The sequence below is a fragment of the Caulobacter sp. UNC358MFTsu5.1 genome (genome assembly GCF_000712075.1).
GTDB lineage: Bacteria > Pseudomonadota > Alphaproteobacteria > Caulobacterales > Caulobacteraceae > Caulobacter.
In genome coordinates, this window is record NZ_JONW01000008.1 from 111,855 (window position 1) to 128,558 (window position 16,704).

16 protein-coding genes and 2 tRNA genes are annotated in these 16,704 nt (G+C 68.6%); 9 read left to right on the forward strand and 9 right to left on the reverse strand.

Going from position 1 to position 16,704, the window contains the following annotated elements; translation table 11 throughout:
* Nucleotides 1–120 precede the first annotated feature (120 nt).
* From BR39_RS0115530 to BR39_RS0115545, 4 genes are all read right to left on the reverse strand, one after another.
* Nucleotides 121–1,875 (reverse strand): DUF885 family protein, encoded by a 1,755-nt coding sequence (locus BR39_RS0115530; RefSeq protein ID WP_029913771.1) that lies wholly within the window; start codon nt 1,873–1,875, stop codon nt 121–123.
* 63 nt (nt 1,876–1,938) lie between these two features.
* On the reverse strand, nt 1,939–2,535 hold the full coding sequence (locus BR39_RS0115535; protein WP_231499480.1) for a hypothetical protein: 597 nt from the start codon (nt 2,533–2,535) through the stop codon (nt 1,939–1,941).
* 172 nt (nt 2,536–2,707) lie between these two features.
* Nucleotides 2,708–2,782 (reverse strand) — tRNA-Gly (locus BR39_RS0115540).
* A 46-nt stretch (nt 2,783–2,828) separates the two neighbouring features.
* Nucleotides 2,829–2,903 (reverse strand) — tRNA-Gly (locus BR39_RS0115545).
* A 203-nt stretch (nt 2,904–3,106) separates the two neighbouring features.
* Here BR39_RS0115545 and BR39_RS0115550 point away from each other — a divergent pair.
* Entirely contained in the window at nt 3,107–3,967 is an 861-nt protein-coding gene (locus tag BR39_RS0115550) for an SDR family oxidoreductase (RefSeq protein ID WP_029913776.1), read from the forward strand.
* A 6-nt stretch (nt 3,968–3,973) separates the two neighbouring features.
* On the opposite strand, the gene BR39_RS0115555 is transcribed toward BR39_RS0115550, so the two are convergent.
* Both BR39_RS0115555 and BR39_RS0115560 read right to left on the reverse strand, forming a co-directional pair.
* Nucleotides 3,974–4,330: a hypothetical protein gene (locus BR39_RS0115555; RefSeq protein ID WP_029913779.1), complete on the reverse strand. Its 357-nt coding sequence runs from the start codon at nt 4,328–4,330 to the stop codon at nt 3,974–3,976.
* A 71-nt stretch (nt 4,331–4,401) separates the two neighbouring features.
* Nucleotides 4,402–5,274: a carboxylesterase gene (locus tag BR39_RS0115560; RefSeq protein ID WP_029913781.1), complete on the reverse strand. Its 873-nt coding sequence runs from the start codon at nt 5,272–5,274 to the stop codon at nt 4,402–4,404.
* Between the two features lie 56 nt (nt 5,275–5,330).
* Here BR39_RS0115560 and BR39_RS0115565 point away from each other — a divergent pair, with 56 nt between their 5' ends.
* Both BR39_RS0115565 and BR39_RS0115570 read left to right on the forward strand, forming a co-directional pair.
* The gene (locus tag BR39_RS0115565) at nt 5,331–6,497 is read left to right on the forward strand and encodes a glycosyltransferase family 4 protein (protein WP_029913782.1); all 1,167 of its coding nucleotides are present in this window, start codon (nt 5,331–5,333) and stop codon (nt 6,495–6,497) included.
* The gene (locus BR39_RS0115570; protein WP_029913783.1) at nt 6,494–7,465 is read left to right on the forward strand and encodes a glycosyltransferase family 9 protein; all 972 of its coding nucleotides are present in this window, start codon (nt 6,494–6,496) and stop codon (nt 7,463–7,465) included. The genes BR39_RS0115565 and BR39_RS0115570 overlap by 4 nt, the downstream gene beginning before the upstream one ends.
* Nucleotides 7,466–7,481: 16 nt before the next feature.
* On the opposite strand, the gene BR39_RS0115575 is transcribed toward BR39_RS0115570, so the two are convergent.
* The 3 genes from BR39_RS0115575 to BR39_RS0115585 form a co-directional block, all read right to left on the reverse strand.
* A complete protein-coding gene (locus BR39_RS0115575) occupies nt 7,482–8,027 on the reverse strand; it encodes a hypothetical protein (protein ID WP_156035794.1) in 546 nt (181 codons plus the stop codon).
* A 113-nt stretch (nt 8,028–8,140) separates the two neighbouring features.
* On the reverse strand, nt 8,141–8,887 hold the full coding sequence (locus BR39_RS26555) for a hypothetical protein (protein WP_156035795.1): 747 nt from the start codon (nt 8,885–8,887) through the stop codon (nt 8,141–8,143).
* A 153-nt stretch (nt 8,888–9,040) separates the two neighbouring features.
* On the reverse strand, nt 9,041–9,652 hold the full coding sequence (locus BR39_RS0115585) for a YitT family protein (protein WP_029913785.1): 612 nt from the start codon (nt 9,650–9,652) through the stop codon (nt 9,041–9,043).
* Nucleotides 9,653–9,908: 256 nt separating this feature from the next.
* Here BR39_RS0115585 and infC point away from each other — a divergent pair, with 256 nt between their 5' ends.
* From infC to rplT, 6 genes are all read left to right on the forward strand, one after another.
* The gene (gene infC / locus BR39_RS0115590) at nt 9,909–10,430 is read left to right on the forward strand and encodes a translation initiation factor IF-3 (protein ID WP_018061458.1); all 522 of its coding nucleotides are present in this window, start codon (nt 9,909–9,911) and stop codon (nt 10,428–10,430) included.
* Nucleotides 10,431–10,597: 167 nt separating this feature from the next.
* Entirely contained in the window at nt 10,598–12,553 is a 1,956-nt protein-coding gene (locus BR39_RS0115595) for an alpha/beta fold hydrolase (protein ID WP_029913788.1), read from the forward strand.
* A 92-nt stretch (nt 12,554–12,645) separates the two neighbouring features.
* Nucleotides 12,646–13,908: a tetracycline resistance MFS efflux pump gene (locus BR39_RS0115600; RefSeq protein ID WP_029913790.1), complete on the forward strand. Its 1,263-nt coding sequence runs from the start codon at nt 12,646–12,648 to the stop codon at nt 13,906–13,908.
* 57 nt (nt 13,909–13,965) lie between these two features.
* Entirely contained in the window at nt 13,966–15,894 is a 1,929-nt protein-coding gene (locus tag BR39_RS0115605; RefSeq protein WP_029913792.1) for a S9 family peptidase, read from the forward strand.
* A gap of 160 nt (nt 15,895–16,054) precedes the next feature.
* Nucleotides 16,055–16,255, forward strand: coding sequence for a 50S ribosomal protein L35 (gene rpmI, locus BR39_RS0115610; RefSeq protein WP_018061454.1), 201 nt, complete (start codon nt 16,055–16,057; stop codon nt 16,253–16,255).
* 15 nt (nt 16,256–16,270) lie between these two features.
* Nucleotides 16,271–16,630 carry a 50S ribosomal protein L20 gene (gene rplT / locus BR39_RS0115615; RefSeq protein WP_018061453.1) on the forward strand — a complete coding sequence of 120 codons (360 nt, stop codon included), beginning with the start codon at nt 16,271–16,273 and terminating at the stop codon, nt 16,628–16,630.
* Nucleotides 16,631–16,704: the final 74 nt, after the last annotated feature.

The window sequence follows — 16,704 nt, forward strand, 5'->3', positions numbered from 1 at the left end:
CCGCTTCGCGGTCTGTCCGCCCCCATAGGGGGCGGAGCCTTCGCGCCGAGCGCTCTTCCCCCTTCGGGGGAAGACGACCGCGAAGCGGTCCGTAGGGGGCAAGTGATCGCCGCCCGACGCCTACCGCTTCCGCGCCGCGATCCACGCGTCGATCTTGGCCTCCAGCACCGCCAGCGGCAGCGAGCCGTTCAGCAGCACCGCGTCGTGGAAAGCCCGCTCGTCGAACTTGTCGCCCAGCGCCGTCTCGGCCCGTTTCCGCAGTTCCAGGATCTTCAGCTCGCCCACCTTGTAGGCCAGGGCCTGGCCCGGCCAGGAGACGTAGCGGGCCACCTCGACGTCGATGTTTGTCGGCGACAGGGCGGTGTTCTCGACGAAGCAGGCCTTGGCCTGGTCCAGCGTCCAATGCTTGGCGTGCAGGCCCGTGTCGGCCACCAGCCGGCAGGCGCGCCACATCTCGTACGACAGCCGCCCGAACAGCTCGTAGGGGTCGCGATAGATCCCCATCTCCTCGCCCAGCCACTCGGAATAGAGGCCCCAGCCCTCGCCGTAGGCATTGAAATAGACCGTCTTGCGGAAGTCCGGGACGCCGGTCTGCTCCTGGGCCAGGGCGGTCTGGATGTGGTGGCCGGGCGCGCCCTCGTGCAGCACCAGGGCCGGCAGCTCGTACAGCGGCCGCTGGTCTAGGGCCGAGGTGTTGATCATCAGCCCGCCGGCGCGGCCGGTCTTGGGATCGCCCCCGAAATAGCGGCCGGTGGTGTAGCCCTGCTCGATGCTGGCCGGCACGGGGCGCACGCCGTAGGTCAGGCGCGGCAGGGTCCCGAAGTGGGCGGGCAGTTGGTCGTCGGCCCGCTTGGCGATCTCGCTGGCTTTCTCCAGCAGCTGCTGGCGGCTGGTGGCGTAGAACCGCGGGTCCTTGCGCAGATAGGCGATGAAGGCCGGCAGGTCGCCCTGGAAGCCGGCCTGCTTCATCACGACCTCCATCCGCGCGCGGATGCGGGCCACCTCGGACTGGCCCAGGGCGTGGACCTGGTCGGCGGTCATGGTGGTGGTGGTGTGGCGGCGCACCAGGAAGGCGTAGTAGCGCGCGCCGTCCGGCAGGTCCGACACCGCCAGGCTCTTGGCGGCGTGCGGCAGGTACTCCTGCTCCATGAAGGTGACGAAGCCGGCGCGGGCGGGGGCGACCCGGTCGGTCACCACCTTGGTCCCCGAGGCCAGCAGGGCGGCCCGGCGATCGGCGGGGATGCTGGACGGCAGGTCGCGCAGCGGCGCCAGCAGCGGCTCCTCGGCCAGGGGCGTGGCGGCGGTGCGGCGGGCGCGGTCCAGCACAGCCTGGGCGGTTGGCACGGCCTGTACGAAGCCGGTCGACACGCCGCGCCGGGCGTTGGCGATGTTGGCGGCGTACCAGTCGGGCGTCTGGGCCAGCAGGGCGATCCACTGCTTGGCCTCTTCCTCGGACTTCAGGTGCATGCCGTTGGCGCGGTACAGCAGGATGACGTCGAAGCCGCCGTCGGTGCTGAACGGCATCCGCGCCTCGTCGAACGACAGGCCCTCCAGCCGCTCGTCCAGGCTCCATTTCAGGATGGCGTGGGTCAGGCGCTGGTCGGGCTTCAGCGCGGCCAGGTCGACGCCGTCCAGCGCCTGGCGGGCCGAGGTCAGCAGAGCCTTGCGGTCGGCGTCGGCCTTGGGGCCCACCGGCGGGAACTTGAAGCGCGAGGCGTCGTCGGCCCCGCCCTCGCCGTCGTCCTCGCCCGCCCCGGCCGCCTCGTAGGCCTTGACCGCCTGGGCCAGCCGGTCGGCGGCGCTGGGCGCGGCCGCGACGGCTACGCCGTTCAGGGCCAGAACCAGGGCGAGGCCCAGAAGGACGCGCTTGGACATGTAAACTCCCCGCAGGTTCACCACGAGGTTAGATCAGGAATCGCCAGGGACTAGAAGCTCGACCTAGAACGGCGTCTTGCAGCGGCGGTTGGCGTGCACCCCGCGCAAGAAACCCCGGCGGGCGTAGCCGGCGTCGAGAGCGGCGTTCAGCCGGCGGTCGGCGGGGGCCGCGCCGGTGACTTCGCGGACCAGGCTGCGGAACGGGATGATCGAGTTGATCACCGTCTTGCCGCCGGCCTCGGCCAGCTTGCCGGCCCGGTTCTCCTTGATCTCGTTGCCGACCACGAAGTCGTCGCCCAGCACAGCGTTGAGATCGCTGACCTCGGCGGCCAGCTGCTTGCAGGTCTTCAGGCCCTTGAGGCTGTAGGGATCGTTCTGCGCCTTGACCAGGATCGGCGGGACCTGGCGCTTCATGATGCCGACGTCGCGCACGGGCTGGGTGCCGATGTCCACCGACTTCTTGCGCACCTCGGTCCAGCCGCCCGGGTTGGGCTCGGCGCTTTCCGGCGTCGTCGACGAAACCGGGGGCGTCACCTGCTTGGCGGGCTTGGCGCTCCCGGCCTCGGCCGCGGGCTTCCGGGTCGGATATTCAGGCTTGGCCTGGGCCGCCTGGGCGTGGACCGCCCCCGTCAGCGCTAACAGGGTCGCCAGCGCCGCCATCCGGGCCGCCCGCGTTCGTTCAAGCTTGAAACAGGTCATTGTCCGACATCCCCAGTCCCGCCCGCTCCGCGCAGGTGATCACCGCTCAGGAACGGTGGGGCGCGCAACGGGGTTCCATGGCAGAGCTAACAGCCGCCCACCGGATGCGTCACGCTTCAATTTGGGGGGAAATTGGAGCGGGCGAAGAGATTCGAACTCTCGACCCCAACCTTGGCAAGGTTGTGCTCTACCACTGAGCTACGCCCGCATCCGGGATATTTCGGGTCTCGTTCCACCGCCGGAGGACCGGAGAATGGAGCGGGCGAAGAGATTCGAACTCTCGACCCCAACCTTGGCAAGGTTGTGCTCTACCACTGAGCTACGCCCGCATCGGCGGGGGCTGAAACAGCGCCCCGCGACGAGGAGGCGGCTTATGGCAGAGCGCCTTGCGGTTGGCAAGCGGTCTGAAGCGGGTTCGAACGCGTCATTGTGGACAACGCGTCGCACCTCCCCCCTCGGGGGAGGATCCGCCCTTGCGCAAACCTCGGTTTCATACACTCATTCGCCCCTTCGTTTCGGGGACTTGAGCGTCTTGCGTCTGTTCGTGTTCGGATTGGGTTATGTCGGCCAGGCCTTCGCCGAGGCGCTGATCGGGCGCGGCTGGAGCGTGGCGGCGACAGCGCGGGACGCCGTGCGCGCGGCTGAGCTGAGCGCGCTGGGGATCGAGCCCGTCGACGCCGAGGACCGCGCCGCCATGACCGCGGCCCTGACCGGCGTCAACGCCGTGCTGGTCACCGCCCCGCCCACCGCCGACGGCTGTCCGGGCCTGGAGGCGACGATCCCCGCCCTGGCGGCGGCGCAGGCCTTCCCCGACTGGATCGGCTATCTGTCGACCACAGGCGTCTACGGCGACTTCGAGGGCCGCTGGGTGTTCGAGAGCAGTCCCCTGAAGGCCCAGTCGGTCGAGGGCGCGCGCCGCGTCGGGGCCGAGCGCGACTGGCGCCAGGTGGGGCGCGGCATGGGCCTGACCGTGACCACCTTCCGCCTGCCCGGCATCTACGGCCCCGGCCGCAGCGCCCTGGACCGCCTGCGGGCCGGCGAGGGCCGCCGCATCGTCAAGCCGGGCCAGGTGTTCAGCCGCATCCACCTGGACGACATCGTCTCGGGCCTGCTGGCCTCGCTGGACCGCCCCCGGGCCGGCGGCGTCTACAACCTGGTCGACGACGAGCCGGCCCCGCCGCAGGACGTGATGGAGCACGCCGCCAGCCTGCTGGGCGCGCCCGTGCCGCCCGATCTGCCGTTCAACGAGCTGGGCCTGTCGCCCGCCACCCGCCGCTTCTACGCCGAGAACAAGCGCGTCTCGAACGCCCTGGCCAAGGCCGAGCTGGGCTGGCGGCCGAGATACCCGACCTATCGCGAGGGCCTGGCGGCGATCCTGGCGGCGGGCGGCTGAGCCAGCCTATTTCCCGGCGGCCTGGAAGTGCTGCCCCATGGTCGTCAGGTCGTTCCCGCGGGTCGTCAGCATGCCGCCGCAGGTCGCGCCCAGGCTCGGGAAATCGGCCGGCTTGATCTGCAGGTCCGGCGCGACGAGGCGCTTTTCGAGGTCAAGCTTCGGCTCGCGCCCGTCGATCCGACCCAGGAAGTAGAGCGCGGCCATCGTGCCCACCGAGGCTTTGCTCGGGTCGGAATTGCCGGCCATGCCCATCGCGAACACCAGGCACTTCAGGTCGGTCGTGGTCTCGGGCGCTTCGGCCCGAGCCGGCGCGGCGGCCGTCAGCGCCAGGGCCAAGGCGGCGCAGGTCGCGCGTTTCATCATTCGAAAATCCCCCGAGGAGCCACACGCTCCGGCTGCAGTGTGCGACGAACGCAGCCCGGCGATCAAGCGCCCTACTCCTCCTCCGGCCCCATGTCCGCCGCCGCCCAGGCGGTGGCCGGCGCCTGACCCGCCGCGCGGGCGCGGGCGGCGCGGGCCAGGCGGCGGGCGACGGGGTCGTCGTCGACCGGCTCGGCCAGGATGCGCGCCTCGGCCACGGCCGCGACCAGCCGCTCCAGGTCCTGGGGCCGCGACAGCCGGTGGTCGCCGTCCTTGACCAGGGTGAAGACCACGTCGTCGGAGCTCAGGCCGTTGGCCAGTTCCAGGGCGTGGGTCCAGGGCACGTCGGGATCGGCCCCGCCCTGCAGCACCCGCACGGGAACGTCGATCGGCACGGGCCCCGGCAGGATCGACCACCGCGCCCCGTCCTCCAGCAGCGCGCGGGTGATCGCATAGCCGCCGTCGTCGTATTCGGAGGGACGGATCCAGCGGCCGTCGCGGGCGATGGCCGCCTTGGCCTCGGCCGACAGCTCCGGCTCCATCAGCTTCTCGGTGAAGTCGGGCGCGGGGGCGATCAGCACCAGGGCCTTGACCCGGTCGGGCCGGGCGATCGCCGCCAGGCAGGCCAGCCAGCCGCCCATGGACGAACCCACCAGCACCAGCGGCCCCTCGGTCAGGTCGTCGATCACCGCCAGGGCGTCCTCTCGCCAGCGGCTGATGGTCCCGTCCTCGAAGGCGCCGTCGGACTCGCCGTGCCCGAAGTAGTCGAACCGCAGATAGGCCCCGCCGGTCGCCTTGGCCTGGTCGGCCAGGACCTGGGCCTTGGTCCCCGTCATGTCGGAGTGGAATCCGCCCAGCCACACAACCGTGGGATGGACACCGTGGACGACGCGGTACGCCAACCGCAGATTGTCGTTGCGAACGAGGTGCTGAAGGGAATCGGTCATGGCGCGGCCTTGTTCATTTCGATAACTACGACCCCCTAACCCGGTTAGAGCAACGCGTGTCCATCCTCCCCGACGATTTCACTCTTCTGCAGGTGACTCCGGAACTGGAAACCGGCGGCGCCGAGCAGACGACGATCGACGTGGCCCACGGCGTCATCGCCCAGGGCGGCAAGGCCCTGGTCGCCACCAAGGGCGGCCGCATGGCCGCACGGCTCGAGGCCGACGGCGGTCGCCTGGCCCAGATGCCGGCCCAGTCGAAGAACCCGCTGATCATGCTGGGCAACGCCGCGCGGATGATCGACCTGATCCGCCGCGAGAAGGTCAGCCTGGTCCACGCCCGCTCGCGCGCCCCGGCCTTCAGCGCCCTGTGGGCGGCGCACGCCACCAAGGTCCCGTTCGTGGCCACCTATCACGGGGTCTACAACGCCAAGTCCAGCCTCAAGCGCTGGTACAACGCGGTGATGACCAAGGGCGACCTGGTGATCGCCAATTCCGAATACACCCGCGCCCACGTCATCGCCGAGCACGGCATCTCGCCCGACCGCGTGGTGGCCATCCCGCGCGGCGTGGACCTGACCCGCTTCGAGCCCGGCCTGGTCTCGGCCGAGCGGGTGAAGGCCCTGCGGGACGCCTGGGGCGTGTCGCCCGAGGACCGCCGCCTGAAGGTGCTGCTGGCCGGCCGCCTGACCCGGTGGAAGGGCCAGGCCCTGGTCATCGAGGCGGTGGCCCGGCTGAAGGCGGTGTCCGACACCCGCGTGCTGCTGCTGCTGGTCGGCGACGACCAGGGCCGCAAGGCCTATCGCGCCGAGCTGGAGCACATGATCGCCCAGGCGGGGCTGCAGGACAGCGTCAGGCTGGTGGGCCACTGCGACGACATGCCGGCCGCCTATCTGGTCGCCGACCTGGCCATCGCCCCCTCGTTGGAGCCCGAAGCCTTCGGCCGCACGGCGGTCGAGCCGCAGGTGATGGGCAAGCCCGTTCTGGCCTCCGATCACGGCGCGGCGCGCGAGACCGTGGTCGACGGCGAGACCGGCTGGCTGGTCGCGCCGGGCGACGTCGAGGCCTGGGCCGCCGCCCTCTCGAACGCCTGCGAGGCGGGGGCGGCGCGCCGCCAGGCCATGGGCATGGCCGCCCGGGCGCGCGCCCGGAAATTGTATTCTGTTGACGCGATGGTCGAAGCAACGCTCAAGGTCTACGCACGCGTTCTGGAGACGAAAAGTTGAGCAAGGAAATCAAGAAGGTCCTGGTCATCAAGCTGGGCGCCCTCGGCGATTTCGTACTGGCCTTGGCGGCGATGAAGAAGATCCGCGAGGCCCACCCGCGCGCCAAGATCACCCTGCTGACGACGCCGCCCTTCGAGGCCCTGGCCAAGCTGTCGCCTTACTTCAACAGCGTCGAGACCGACGGGCGTCCCAGCGACTTCGGCGACCTGACCGCCCTGCTCGGCCGGCTGCGCAAGGCCCGCTACGACCGCGTCTACGACCTGCAGACCAACAGCCGCACCAACTGGTACTTCCAGGCCCTGCGGCCTTTCCCGCCGCAATGGTCGGGGATCGCCGCCGGCTGCTCGCTGCCCCAGCGCGGCAAGGCCCGCTACCACATGCACACGCTGGAGCGGCAGGCCGACCAGCTGAAGCAGGCCGGCATCTGGCCCGACGCCCCGACCGAGCCCGGCGGCGCGCCGGCCCCGGACCTGTCGTGGATCCTGCGCCGCATCAAGGAGCCGCGCCCGGTGGCCGGCGCCGCCGCCCCGCGCCCCTACGTCCTGCTGGTTCCGGGCGGCTCGGCCCATCGGCCCGAGAAGCGCTGGCCGGTCGAGAGCTACGCCCAGCTGGCGGCCCTGCTGAAGGCGCGCGGGCTGGACATCGTGATCATCGGCGGCCCGCAGGAAAGCGCCATGGCCCGCCAGATCCAGAAGGCCGTGGGCCAGGCCCGCGACCTGACCGGCCGCACCGACTTCGCCCAGCTGGCCGTGCTGGGCGCCAAGGCGGCCCTGGCCGTCGGCAACGACACCGGCCCGACCCACCTGCTGGCCGCCGCCGGCGCGCCGACCATCGCCCTCTTCTCCGACGCCTCGGACCCCGAGCTGTGCGGCCCGCGCGGCCACGTGGCGGTGATCCGCTCGCCGGACCTGAAGGCCCTGCCCGTCAGCACGGTGGCCAGCGCGGCGATCGCCCTGCTGCCGCAGTAGCCTTTCGCGTCCGCGTCTAGTGCGTCGCCTCGTGCGCCAGGCGGTCCAGCGCCAGCGCCTGTTCGTCGGTCACATCGCCGTGCGTCGGCCCGCCGACCCTGGCCGAGGTGTCGGTGGCGAAACTGTCGGCCGAGGCGGGCGCGTTCGGCGTCCGTCCGGACTTGAGCCATGAGATGTAGAGAAGGCGCGACGCGGACTCGTCGGCCAGGTTGAAGACCCGGAGGCCTCCGCCGGCGGCTCCGGCGGCCGGCGTCTCCACGGCGTTGGTGGTGCGGCCCCTCTTCAGCAGGTCCTGGTAGAGCGCCTGGGCCTGGTCGATGCGGCCCGTGCGCTGATAGCCGGTCGCCAGGTTGAACCGGTTGAGCGGCGTGTCGTTCTTGACCAGCCTCGCCTTGAGGACATTGGTCCCCGCCCAGTTGTCGCCCTTGGCCATCAAGCTCACGGCCTCAATCGCGGACACTTCGCCGAGGCTCTTCACCTCGACGGCGGCCTGGGTCGCCGGGGCGACGGCCGCCTGTTGCGCATAGGCCGCCGTACCGCCAAGGCCTACACATGCAGACACAATAATAGCGTGAAGTTTTCGCACGTCCGCTCTCCCCAAAATTCCAAGTCCACAGGCTTCCGACGCGTGGATACTTGGCGAGGCTGGAGGAGCGCGCGAGGCGCTGAATAGTTTCACATTCTATTAATCATGACCAAGGGAACCCCTCGGCGGCCGCCCTCAGGTTGAAACGCGGTGTGTTCGAAGTTGTATTTCTCGCCTTTCGAACACCGATATGTGCAAGCGATCGCAAGTATTCGTCGGGGTCGTCGACACCTTGGCGGCGCGGCGTCCCCGGTCGCGCCGCCATAGGTCCGGCTACTCGGTGGCGCCCTGCCCCGCCTGGCTGTCCAGCGCCATGGCCTTCTCGTCGGACACGTCGCCATAGGTGGGCCCGCCGATCGTGACCGACGCCTCGGCGCCGAAGGCCTCGGCCGAGGGCGCCCAGGGCCCGACCGCGCCGCCATCGCCCGGCGGCCGTTCTCGGACTTCAGCCAGTCGAAATAGAGCAGCCGCGAGGCGGCCTCCTCGGCCAGGTTGAAGACCCGCACGTCCGGCGCGTCCTTCGACGGCGTCGCCACGACGTTGGTGTTGCGCCCCTCGACCAGCAGGTCGCGATAGATGCTTTCGGCCTGCTTGAGGCGGCCGGTGCGCTGATAGCCGGTGGCCAGGTTGAAGCGGTTCAAGGGCGAGTTGTCCTTGGCCACCAGCCGCTTGAAGACGTTGGTGCCCAGCCAGTTGTTGCCCTTGGCCATCAGGGACAGAGCCTGGTCGCCGACGCTGGGCTCGGCGTGTCGCCCGCGGCCGGACTGCCCCGCATAGGCGGTGGCCGCGCCCAGGACCAGGCAAGCGGACGCAATGAGGATATGGATCTTTCGCACGTTCGTAGCCCCCAAAGGATCAAGCCCGCAGGTTTCCGACGTGCGGCGCTCGATCAGACCAAGGTCGCGCCCAAACTCGGCGATTAAAGCCTAAGCTTTACACCAAGTTAACCAAGCTTAACAGGGAGCTTCACCGCAGGGGGCGCCCGCGCCTCAATAGCCTTCGTAGCGACCAGGTTTGTGGTTCGCGATGATCACGATGCTCAAGGCGACGGCGGAAAGGATCGACAGCAACAGCTTGTCCCAGTTCAGCACCGCGAAGGCGCAGGCCAGGATCAGGCAGTCCGACGCCATCTGCACCTTGCCGGCACTGATCCCGCGCTTCTCGTAGAGCCACAGGGCCAGGGCCCCGATGCCGCCGACGCTGGACTTGTGGCGGGCCAGGGCCAGGATGCCCATGCCGATGATCGTGCCGCCGAAGACCGCGGCGAACAGGGGATCGACCTCGGTCACGCGCAGCCACCGGGGCAGCCCCAGGGCCAGGCCCGCCAGCAGCAGGTTGGTGACCAGGGTCTTGACCGTGAACGTCCAGCCCATGGTGCGCTGGGCCAGGACGTAGAACGGGATGTTGATCAGCAGGAACAGCACCCCGACCGGCCAATGGGTGACGTAGGAGACGATCAGGGCGATGCCCGCCACCCCGCCCGTCGACAGGCCGGCCGCCTTCAGCAGGGTCAGGCCCACGGCGATGAAACTGGAGCCGATCAGCAGGGCGTGGACGTCCTCGATCGGGGTGTGGCGGGCGGCGGAAGTGGGCGTGCTCATGAAGGCGTGGAACGGATCAGGATTGGGGATGGAGGCCGACCCGACCCCGGCGTTCCGCTCCCCCGGTCCCTTTTGAAGCGCCCGGCCCGTTAAAAGGCGGGTTCCGTCGCGCATGCGCCTTGATAGCGCGGGACTCCTTCGTCATATATCACTTGCGAACGCGGCGTCCCCCGGACTCCGCGCGAACCTGTTCAACGATACCGTTTTATTGCACAGCGCCCTTTAACAACACCGGAGCCGCCCTATTCGCCGTCCTATGCAAACGCCGCCCGTCAAGGATGGTCCGCGTATCAACGAAGACATCCGGGTCCCCCGCGTCCTGCTGATCGACCAGAACGGCGAGAAGCAAGGCGAGATGCCGATTTCCGCCGCCCTGGAAGCGGCTGAGGAAGCTGGCCTGGACCTGGTCGAGATCGTTCCCAACGCGAACCCTCCCGTCTGCAAGATCCTGGACTACGGCAAGTTCAAGTTCCAGGAGCAGAAGAAGAAGAACGAGGCTCGCAAGCGGCAGAAGATCGTCGAGCTCAAGGAAATCAAGCTGCGCCCCAACATCGACATTCACGACTACGACGTGAAGGCCAAGTCGATGCACCGGTTCTTCGAGGAAGGCGACAAGGTCAAGGTGACCCTGCGCTTCCGCGGCCGTGAAATGGCGCACCCGGAACTGGGCATGAAGCTGCTGCTCAAGGTCAAGGCCGACTTCGACGAGGTCGCCAAGGTCGAATACGAGCCGCGCATGGAAGGCCGCCAGATGATCATGATCCTGGCGCCGCGCTAAGCGCCGGCTTCCAACCGAGCTCGAGAAAACGCCCCGGCCCGCAAGGCCGGGGCGCTTTTCTTTGCCCCGATCCCTTGCCTTGCCCGCCCGCGCAACCGGACGGCGAAAACAAGCTCGACAATAATATTCGGCTTTTCTAGCTTGGCCTCAGTTTGGGGGGACTAAGCGTGTTGAAGAGTGTCTTGGCCGTGGTCGCGGCCGGTTTTGTCATGACCGCGGCGGTGGGCGCGCAGGCCGCGCCGGAAAACGTTCCGCCGCTGTCGGTCTACGGGCGCCTGCCCAATATCGAACAGATCGAGATCTCGCCGGACGGCGCGAAGCTGGCGATCGCCGTCACCGACGGCGAGAAGCGCATGCTGGTGATCCGCGAGGCCGTCCAGGGCGGCAAGATGATCGCGGGGCTGAACTTCGGCGACACCAAGCTGCGCGGCGTGCGGTGGGCGGGCTCGGAGCACGTCCTGGTCACCATCTCCAGCACCGCCCAGCCCTTCGGCCTGTCCGGGCCAAGGCAGGAATATTGGATGGCCTTCGACTTCAACCTGGTCACCAAGAAGCAGCGTTCGCTGATGGAGGGCCAGGAAGAGGCGATGAACGTCGTGCTGGACGCGCCGACCGTGCGCATCCTCGATGGCGTGCCCTACGCCTTCGTCGAGGGCGTGCACTTCGTCGACAACTACGGCCAGAACACCCTCTACAAGACCAACCTGAAGACCGGCGTCACCCGCATGATGGGGGCCGCCGGCAACAAGGACACCGACGGCTGGCTGGTGACGCCCGACGGCGAGCCCCTGGCCCAATCGCGATACGACGAGAAGGCGGGCGCCTGGTCGCTGCAGATCAAGGGCGACCGCGGCTGGAACACCGCCGAGCGCGTCGTCTCGAAGATGGGATCCCTGGGCCTGGCCGGGCTCGGCCGCGACGGACGCTCCGTGCTGGTCTGGATGGACGACGAGAAGGACGAGGACACGACCGTCCTGAACGAGTACGCGCCGGACGGCAGCCACGTCGTGATCCCCGACAGCGCCAAGTTCGACAGCCTGATCCACGCCCCGGACGGCGCCAGCCTGGTGGGCGCGTTCAGCCTGGTCGGCGACGACCGCCGCTACACCTTCTTCGACGCCAAGCTGCAGGCCAGCTGGAACGCCGTGGTCAAGGCCTTCCCCGGCGACCAGGTGTCCCTGGCCTCGTGGTCCGACGACAAGCGCCAGCTGGTGGTCCAGGTCGATTCCGCCACCCTGGGCCCGGCCTACGCCCTGGTCGACCTGAACACCAAGAGCGCGCGCTTCCTGGCCGAGGTCTATCAGGGCCTGACCCCGCAGGGCGTCTCCAAGGTCGAGCCGATCAAGTACAAGGCCGCCGACGGCCTGGAGATCACCGGCTACCTGACCCTGCCGTACGGCAGGGACCCCAAGAACCTGCCCCTGGTGGTGCTGCCCCACGGCGGTCCGAAGTCCCGCGACACCCTGGAGTTCGACTGGTGGAGCCAGGCCCTGGCCTCGCGCGGCTACGCGGTGCTGCGGCCCAACTTCCGGGGCTCGGCCGGTTTCGGCTGGCCGTTCGTCGAGGCGGGCTTCGGCCAGTGGGGCAAGGCCATGCAGACCGACCTGTCGGACGGCGTGCGCCACCTGGCCAAGCAGGGCGTGATCGATCCCAAGCGGGTCTGCATCGTCGGCGCCAGCTACGGCGGCTACGCGGCCCTGGCCGGGGCCACCCTGGATCGCGGCGTCTATCGCTGCGCCGCCTCGATCGCCGGCCCGTCCGACATGAAGCGGTTCCTGGTCGACAAGAACCGCCTCTACGAGAGCAGCAAGAACTCGACCATGCGTTTCTGGCTGCAGTACATGGGCGCCGAGGGCCTGAAGGACCCCGACTTGGCCGCGATCTCGCCGTCGCAGATGGCCGACAAGGTCGAAATCCCGATCCTGCTGATCCACGGCAAGGACGACACGGTCGTGCCCTACGTCCAGAGCACCTTGATGGCCGACGCCCTGAAGAAGGCCGGCAAGCCGGTCGAACTGGTCACCCTGCCCGGTGAGGACCACTGGCTGTCGCGCGGCGCCACCCGCCTGCAGATGCTGAACTCGGTCGTCGGCTTCCTGGAGAAGAACAACCCGCCCAACTGACGGCGGATCGGAAGACCGTCAGGGCCGCCGCCGTCTGAAATTTCAGATAGCGGTCGCCAGGACGCGCGATGAGGCGTAAACCGCGCGGCCTGATGACCACGGTTTCCCCGCCCGACGCCCCGACCGCCCCCGCCGGCCTCAAGACGACGCCGGACGCCAGCCCGCGCGCGCTCTACGTGCTGCTGCTGGTGGTGTTCATCAACCTGGTCGGCTTCGGGCTGGTGATCCCGCTGCTGCCCTTCTACGCCAAGTCGCTGAACGCCAGCCCGTGGCAGGTGACGGCGCTGTTCTCGGCCTATTCGCTGGGCCAGTTCCTGGCCGAGCCGTTCTGGGGCCGGCTCTCCGACCGCATCGGCCGCCGGCCGGTGCTGATCGTCACCATCCTGGCCAACACCCTGTCCTATGTGGCCCTCGCCTTCGCCCCCACCATCGGCATGGCCTTCCTGGTGCGCCTCCTCAGCGGGTTCGGCGGCGGCAATATCTCGACCATCCAGGGCTACATGGCCGACGTCACCCCGCCCGAGAAGCGGGCGGGACGCATGGGCCTGCTGGGCTCGGCCTTCGGCATGGGTTTCGTGGTCGGCCCCACCCTGGGCGGGCTGCTGCCGGGCCTGGCCCACCTCTTCGGCCATTCCGACACCGGCCGCCTGGCCTTCCAGATCCCGCTGCTGACCGCCGCGGCCCTGGCGGCGATCGCCTCGCTGGGCGTGTTCCTGCTCGTGGTCGAGAGCCGCGCGCCCAGTCACAAGGACGCCCCGGTGATCCGCCGCCGCGACCACCTGGCCGCCGCCGCCGCCCACCCGGTGCTGTCGCGCGTGCTGCTGGTCACCCTGGTCTCGACCGCCGCCTTCGCCGGCATGGAGTCGGTCTTCGGCCTGTGGACCCAGGCCCGCTTCGACTGGGGTCCGCGCCAGGTGGGCCTGTGCTTCGCGGTGATCGGGGTGATCGCCTCGGTCGGCCAGGGCCTGATCACCGGACGCCTCGCCCGCCGGTTCGGCGAGGCCAAGGTGCTGACCACGGGGCTGGCGATCATCGCGCTGAGCCTGGCCCTGACGCCGTTCGTGCCGACCAGCGCCTTCGTGCCGCTGGCCGTCGGCTGCACCGCCTTCGGCCAGTCGCTGGTCTTCCCCTGCGTGGCGGCCCTGATCTCGCGCGCCACCCCGCCCGACAAGCAGGGCGCCATGCTGGGCCTGAACATGGCCGCCGGCTCGCTGGCCCGGATGACCGGCCCGATGATCGCGGGGCCCCTGTTCGGCCTGGCGATCGGCGGCCCCTACTGGCTGGGCGCGGTGCTGATGCTGCCGGCCGTCGCCTTCGCCCTGACCATCGAGCATCGGGTCAAGGCCGCGGCCTGAGGCTCGACAGCTTCACCGTGGGCCGCTAATCCTCTCAACATTGAGTTGGGGGAGTTCATGTTGAAGTTGTTCGCCGGCGCCGCCCTGGCCGCGCTGGTTTCGTCGAGCGCCGCCCTGGGCGCCTCGCTCGACGCTTACGGCCGCCTGCCGGCCATCACCGACGTCGAAATCTCGAGCGACGGCGCCAACCTGGCCTATATCGCCCACGACGGCGGAACCAGCCGGGTCATCATCCAGCCCCTGAACGGCGGCGAGGTCCAGAGCGTGGATTTCGGCAAGGTGAAGATGCGCGGCGTGATGTGGGGCGATCCGAACCATGTGGTGGCGCTGGTTTCCCGTACGGGGTCGGTCGAGAACCAGACCTATGTCGGCGAGATGTTCCAGGCCACGAGCATCAACATCAAGACCGGCGCCTCGGTACAGTTGCCGAAGAAGTCGGCCGAGACCGTGCAGAACGTGCTCAGCTCCACCCCGGTGGGCGGCGTTGTCGGCGGCAAGCCGACGGTGTTCGCCCAACTCTACGCCGGCGAACAGAGCAACTCCTGGCAGGAAGGGCGCTTCGACCTCTATCGCATCGATCCAGACACCGGCAGCGCCACGATGGTGCAGATGGGCGATTTCAACACGACCGAGTACCTGTTCAAGACGGACGGCTCGGTGATCGGCCGAACGCGCTACGACCGCGACAACTCGCGCTGGTCGATGGAACTGCGCAAGAACGGCAAATGGGTCGACGCCTATGTCGTCACCGCGCCGATCGACGGCCCGTCGATGCTGGGCTTGTCGCTCGACGAGAAGTCGGTGGTGATGTCGATCCTCGACGACAAGACCAAGGACTACCGCCTGGCCGACCTGGACATCGCTACCGGCAAGTTGGGCGACTTCTACGGTCCGAACGAGTCCTTCAAGATGGTCTACGACGACGCCAATCACGTGATCGGGCGCGTCACCGAGGCCGGCTACAAGCAGTACGCGTTCGACGAACCGCGCCTGGCCGCCGCCTGGGCCGCGATCAGCGGTGTTTTCCCGGGTCGCCAATTGAGCCTGTCGTCACACACCGAGGACTACACCAAGGTCGTCTTCTACGCCGAAGGGACGGGCGAGCCGGGCGGCTATTATCTGCTGGACCTGAACGCCAAGAAGCTCAGCAAGGTCGGCTCGGCCTATCCGGGCCTCACCGCCGCCGACGTGGCCGAAGTGCGGGCGATCACCTACAAGGCCGCCGACGGCTTGCCAATCCATGCCTACCTGACCCTGCCGCCCGGGAAGGCCGTCAAGAACCTGCCACTGATCGTCTTCCCCCACGGCGGCCCGGAAGACCGGGACGAAGCCAGCTTCGATTGGTGGGCCCAGGCCATGGCCTCGCGCGGCTATGCCGTGCTGCAGCCCAATTTCCGCGGTTCGACCGGATATGGCGAAAGCTTCATCCGGGCGGGCGACGGGGAGTGGGGCGGCAAGATGCAGACCGACCTTTCGGACGGCGTCCGCTTCCTGGCCGGCAAAGGCCTTGTCGATCCCAAGAGGGTCTGCATCGCCGGGGCCAGCTATGGCGGCTACGCGGCTCTTGCGGGCATCACGCTCGACAAGGGGGTCTATCGCTGCGCCGCCTCGGTGGCCGGAATCAGCGACGTCGCCGAACTGATCAAGTTCGACACTCTCCGCTACAACGAGGAAAGCTCGATCGTGCGCTACCGCAAGCGTTGGTTCGGCGTGACCTCGATCTCCGACCCCAAGCTGGGCGCACGCTCCCCGGCCCGCCACGCCGATCAGGCCGACGGCCCCGTGCTGTTGATCCATGGCAAGGACGACACCCGCGTCCAATACAGCCAAAGCACCGCGATGCGCTCGGCCCTGGAGAAGGCGCACAAGCCCGTCGAGTTCGTGACCCTGCGCGAGGAGGATCACTTCCTTTCGCGCGAAGCCACGCGCCAGCAGATGCTGTCCGCCCTGATCACCTTCCTCGAGAAGAACAACCCGCCGAACTAGTCCGACGGCGGACCTGCGCGAGGGGCGGAGACGGCGCTTGCCTTCTCCGCCCCTTTCCCGTACTAACCCCGCCTTTCCGGAACCGCCTGGCCAGTTTGGCATGCCATGGCGGTTCGTCATGCTATCCAGAGGACGGGGCCGTTAAACGCTCCGACGCGAAATGCCTAAGTTGAAGACGAAGTCGGGCGCTAAGAAGCGCTTCAAGATCACCGCCACGGGCAAGCTCAAAGCCGGCGTCGCCGGCAAGCGCCACCGTCTGATCGGCCACAACGGCAAGTACATCCGCCAAAACCGCGGAACGAAGGTGATGAGCGAGGCTGACGCCAAGACCATCCGTTCGTACCTGCCCTACGGCCTTTAAGAGGAGCGCTGACACATGGCTCGCGTTAAACGTGGCGTCACCGCCCACGCCAAGCACAAGAAGGTTCTTGAACAGGCGAAGGGCTTCTACGGCCGCCGCAAGAACACCATCCGCACGGCCAAGGCCGCGGTCGACAAGGCCGGCCAGTACGCCTATCGCGACCGCAAGGTGCGCAAGCGCGCCTTCCGTTCGCTGTGGATCCAACGCATCAACGCCGGCGCCCGCACCGAGGGCTTCACCTACTCGCAGTTTATCCACGGCCTGGACGTGGCGGGTATCGTGATCGACCGTAAGGTCCTCTCGGACATCGCGGGCAACGACCCGGTCGCGTTCAAGGCCATCGCCGACAAGGTCCGCGCCGCCCTGGCCGCTTAAGGTCTTTTTCGGGTTCCGACCCGATTGCGATCTGAAAAGCCCTCCGGCGCGAGCCGGAGGGCTTTTTGCTGCGC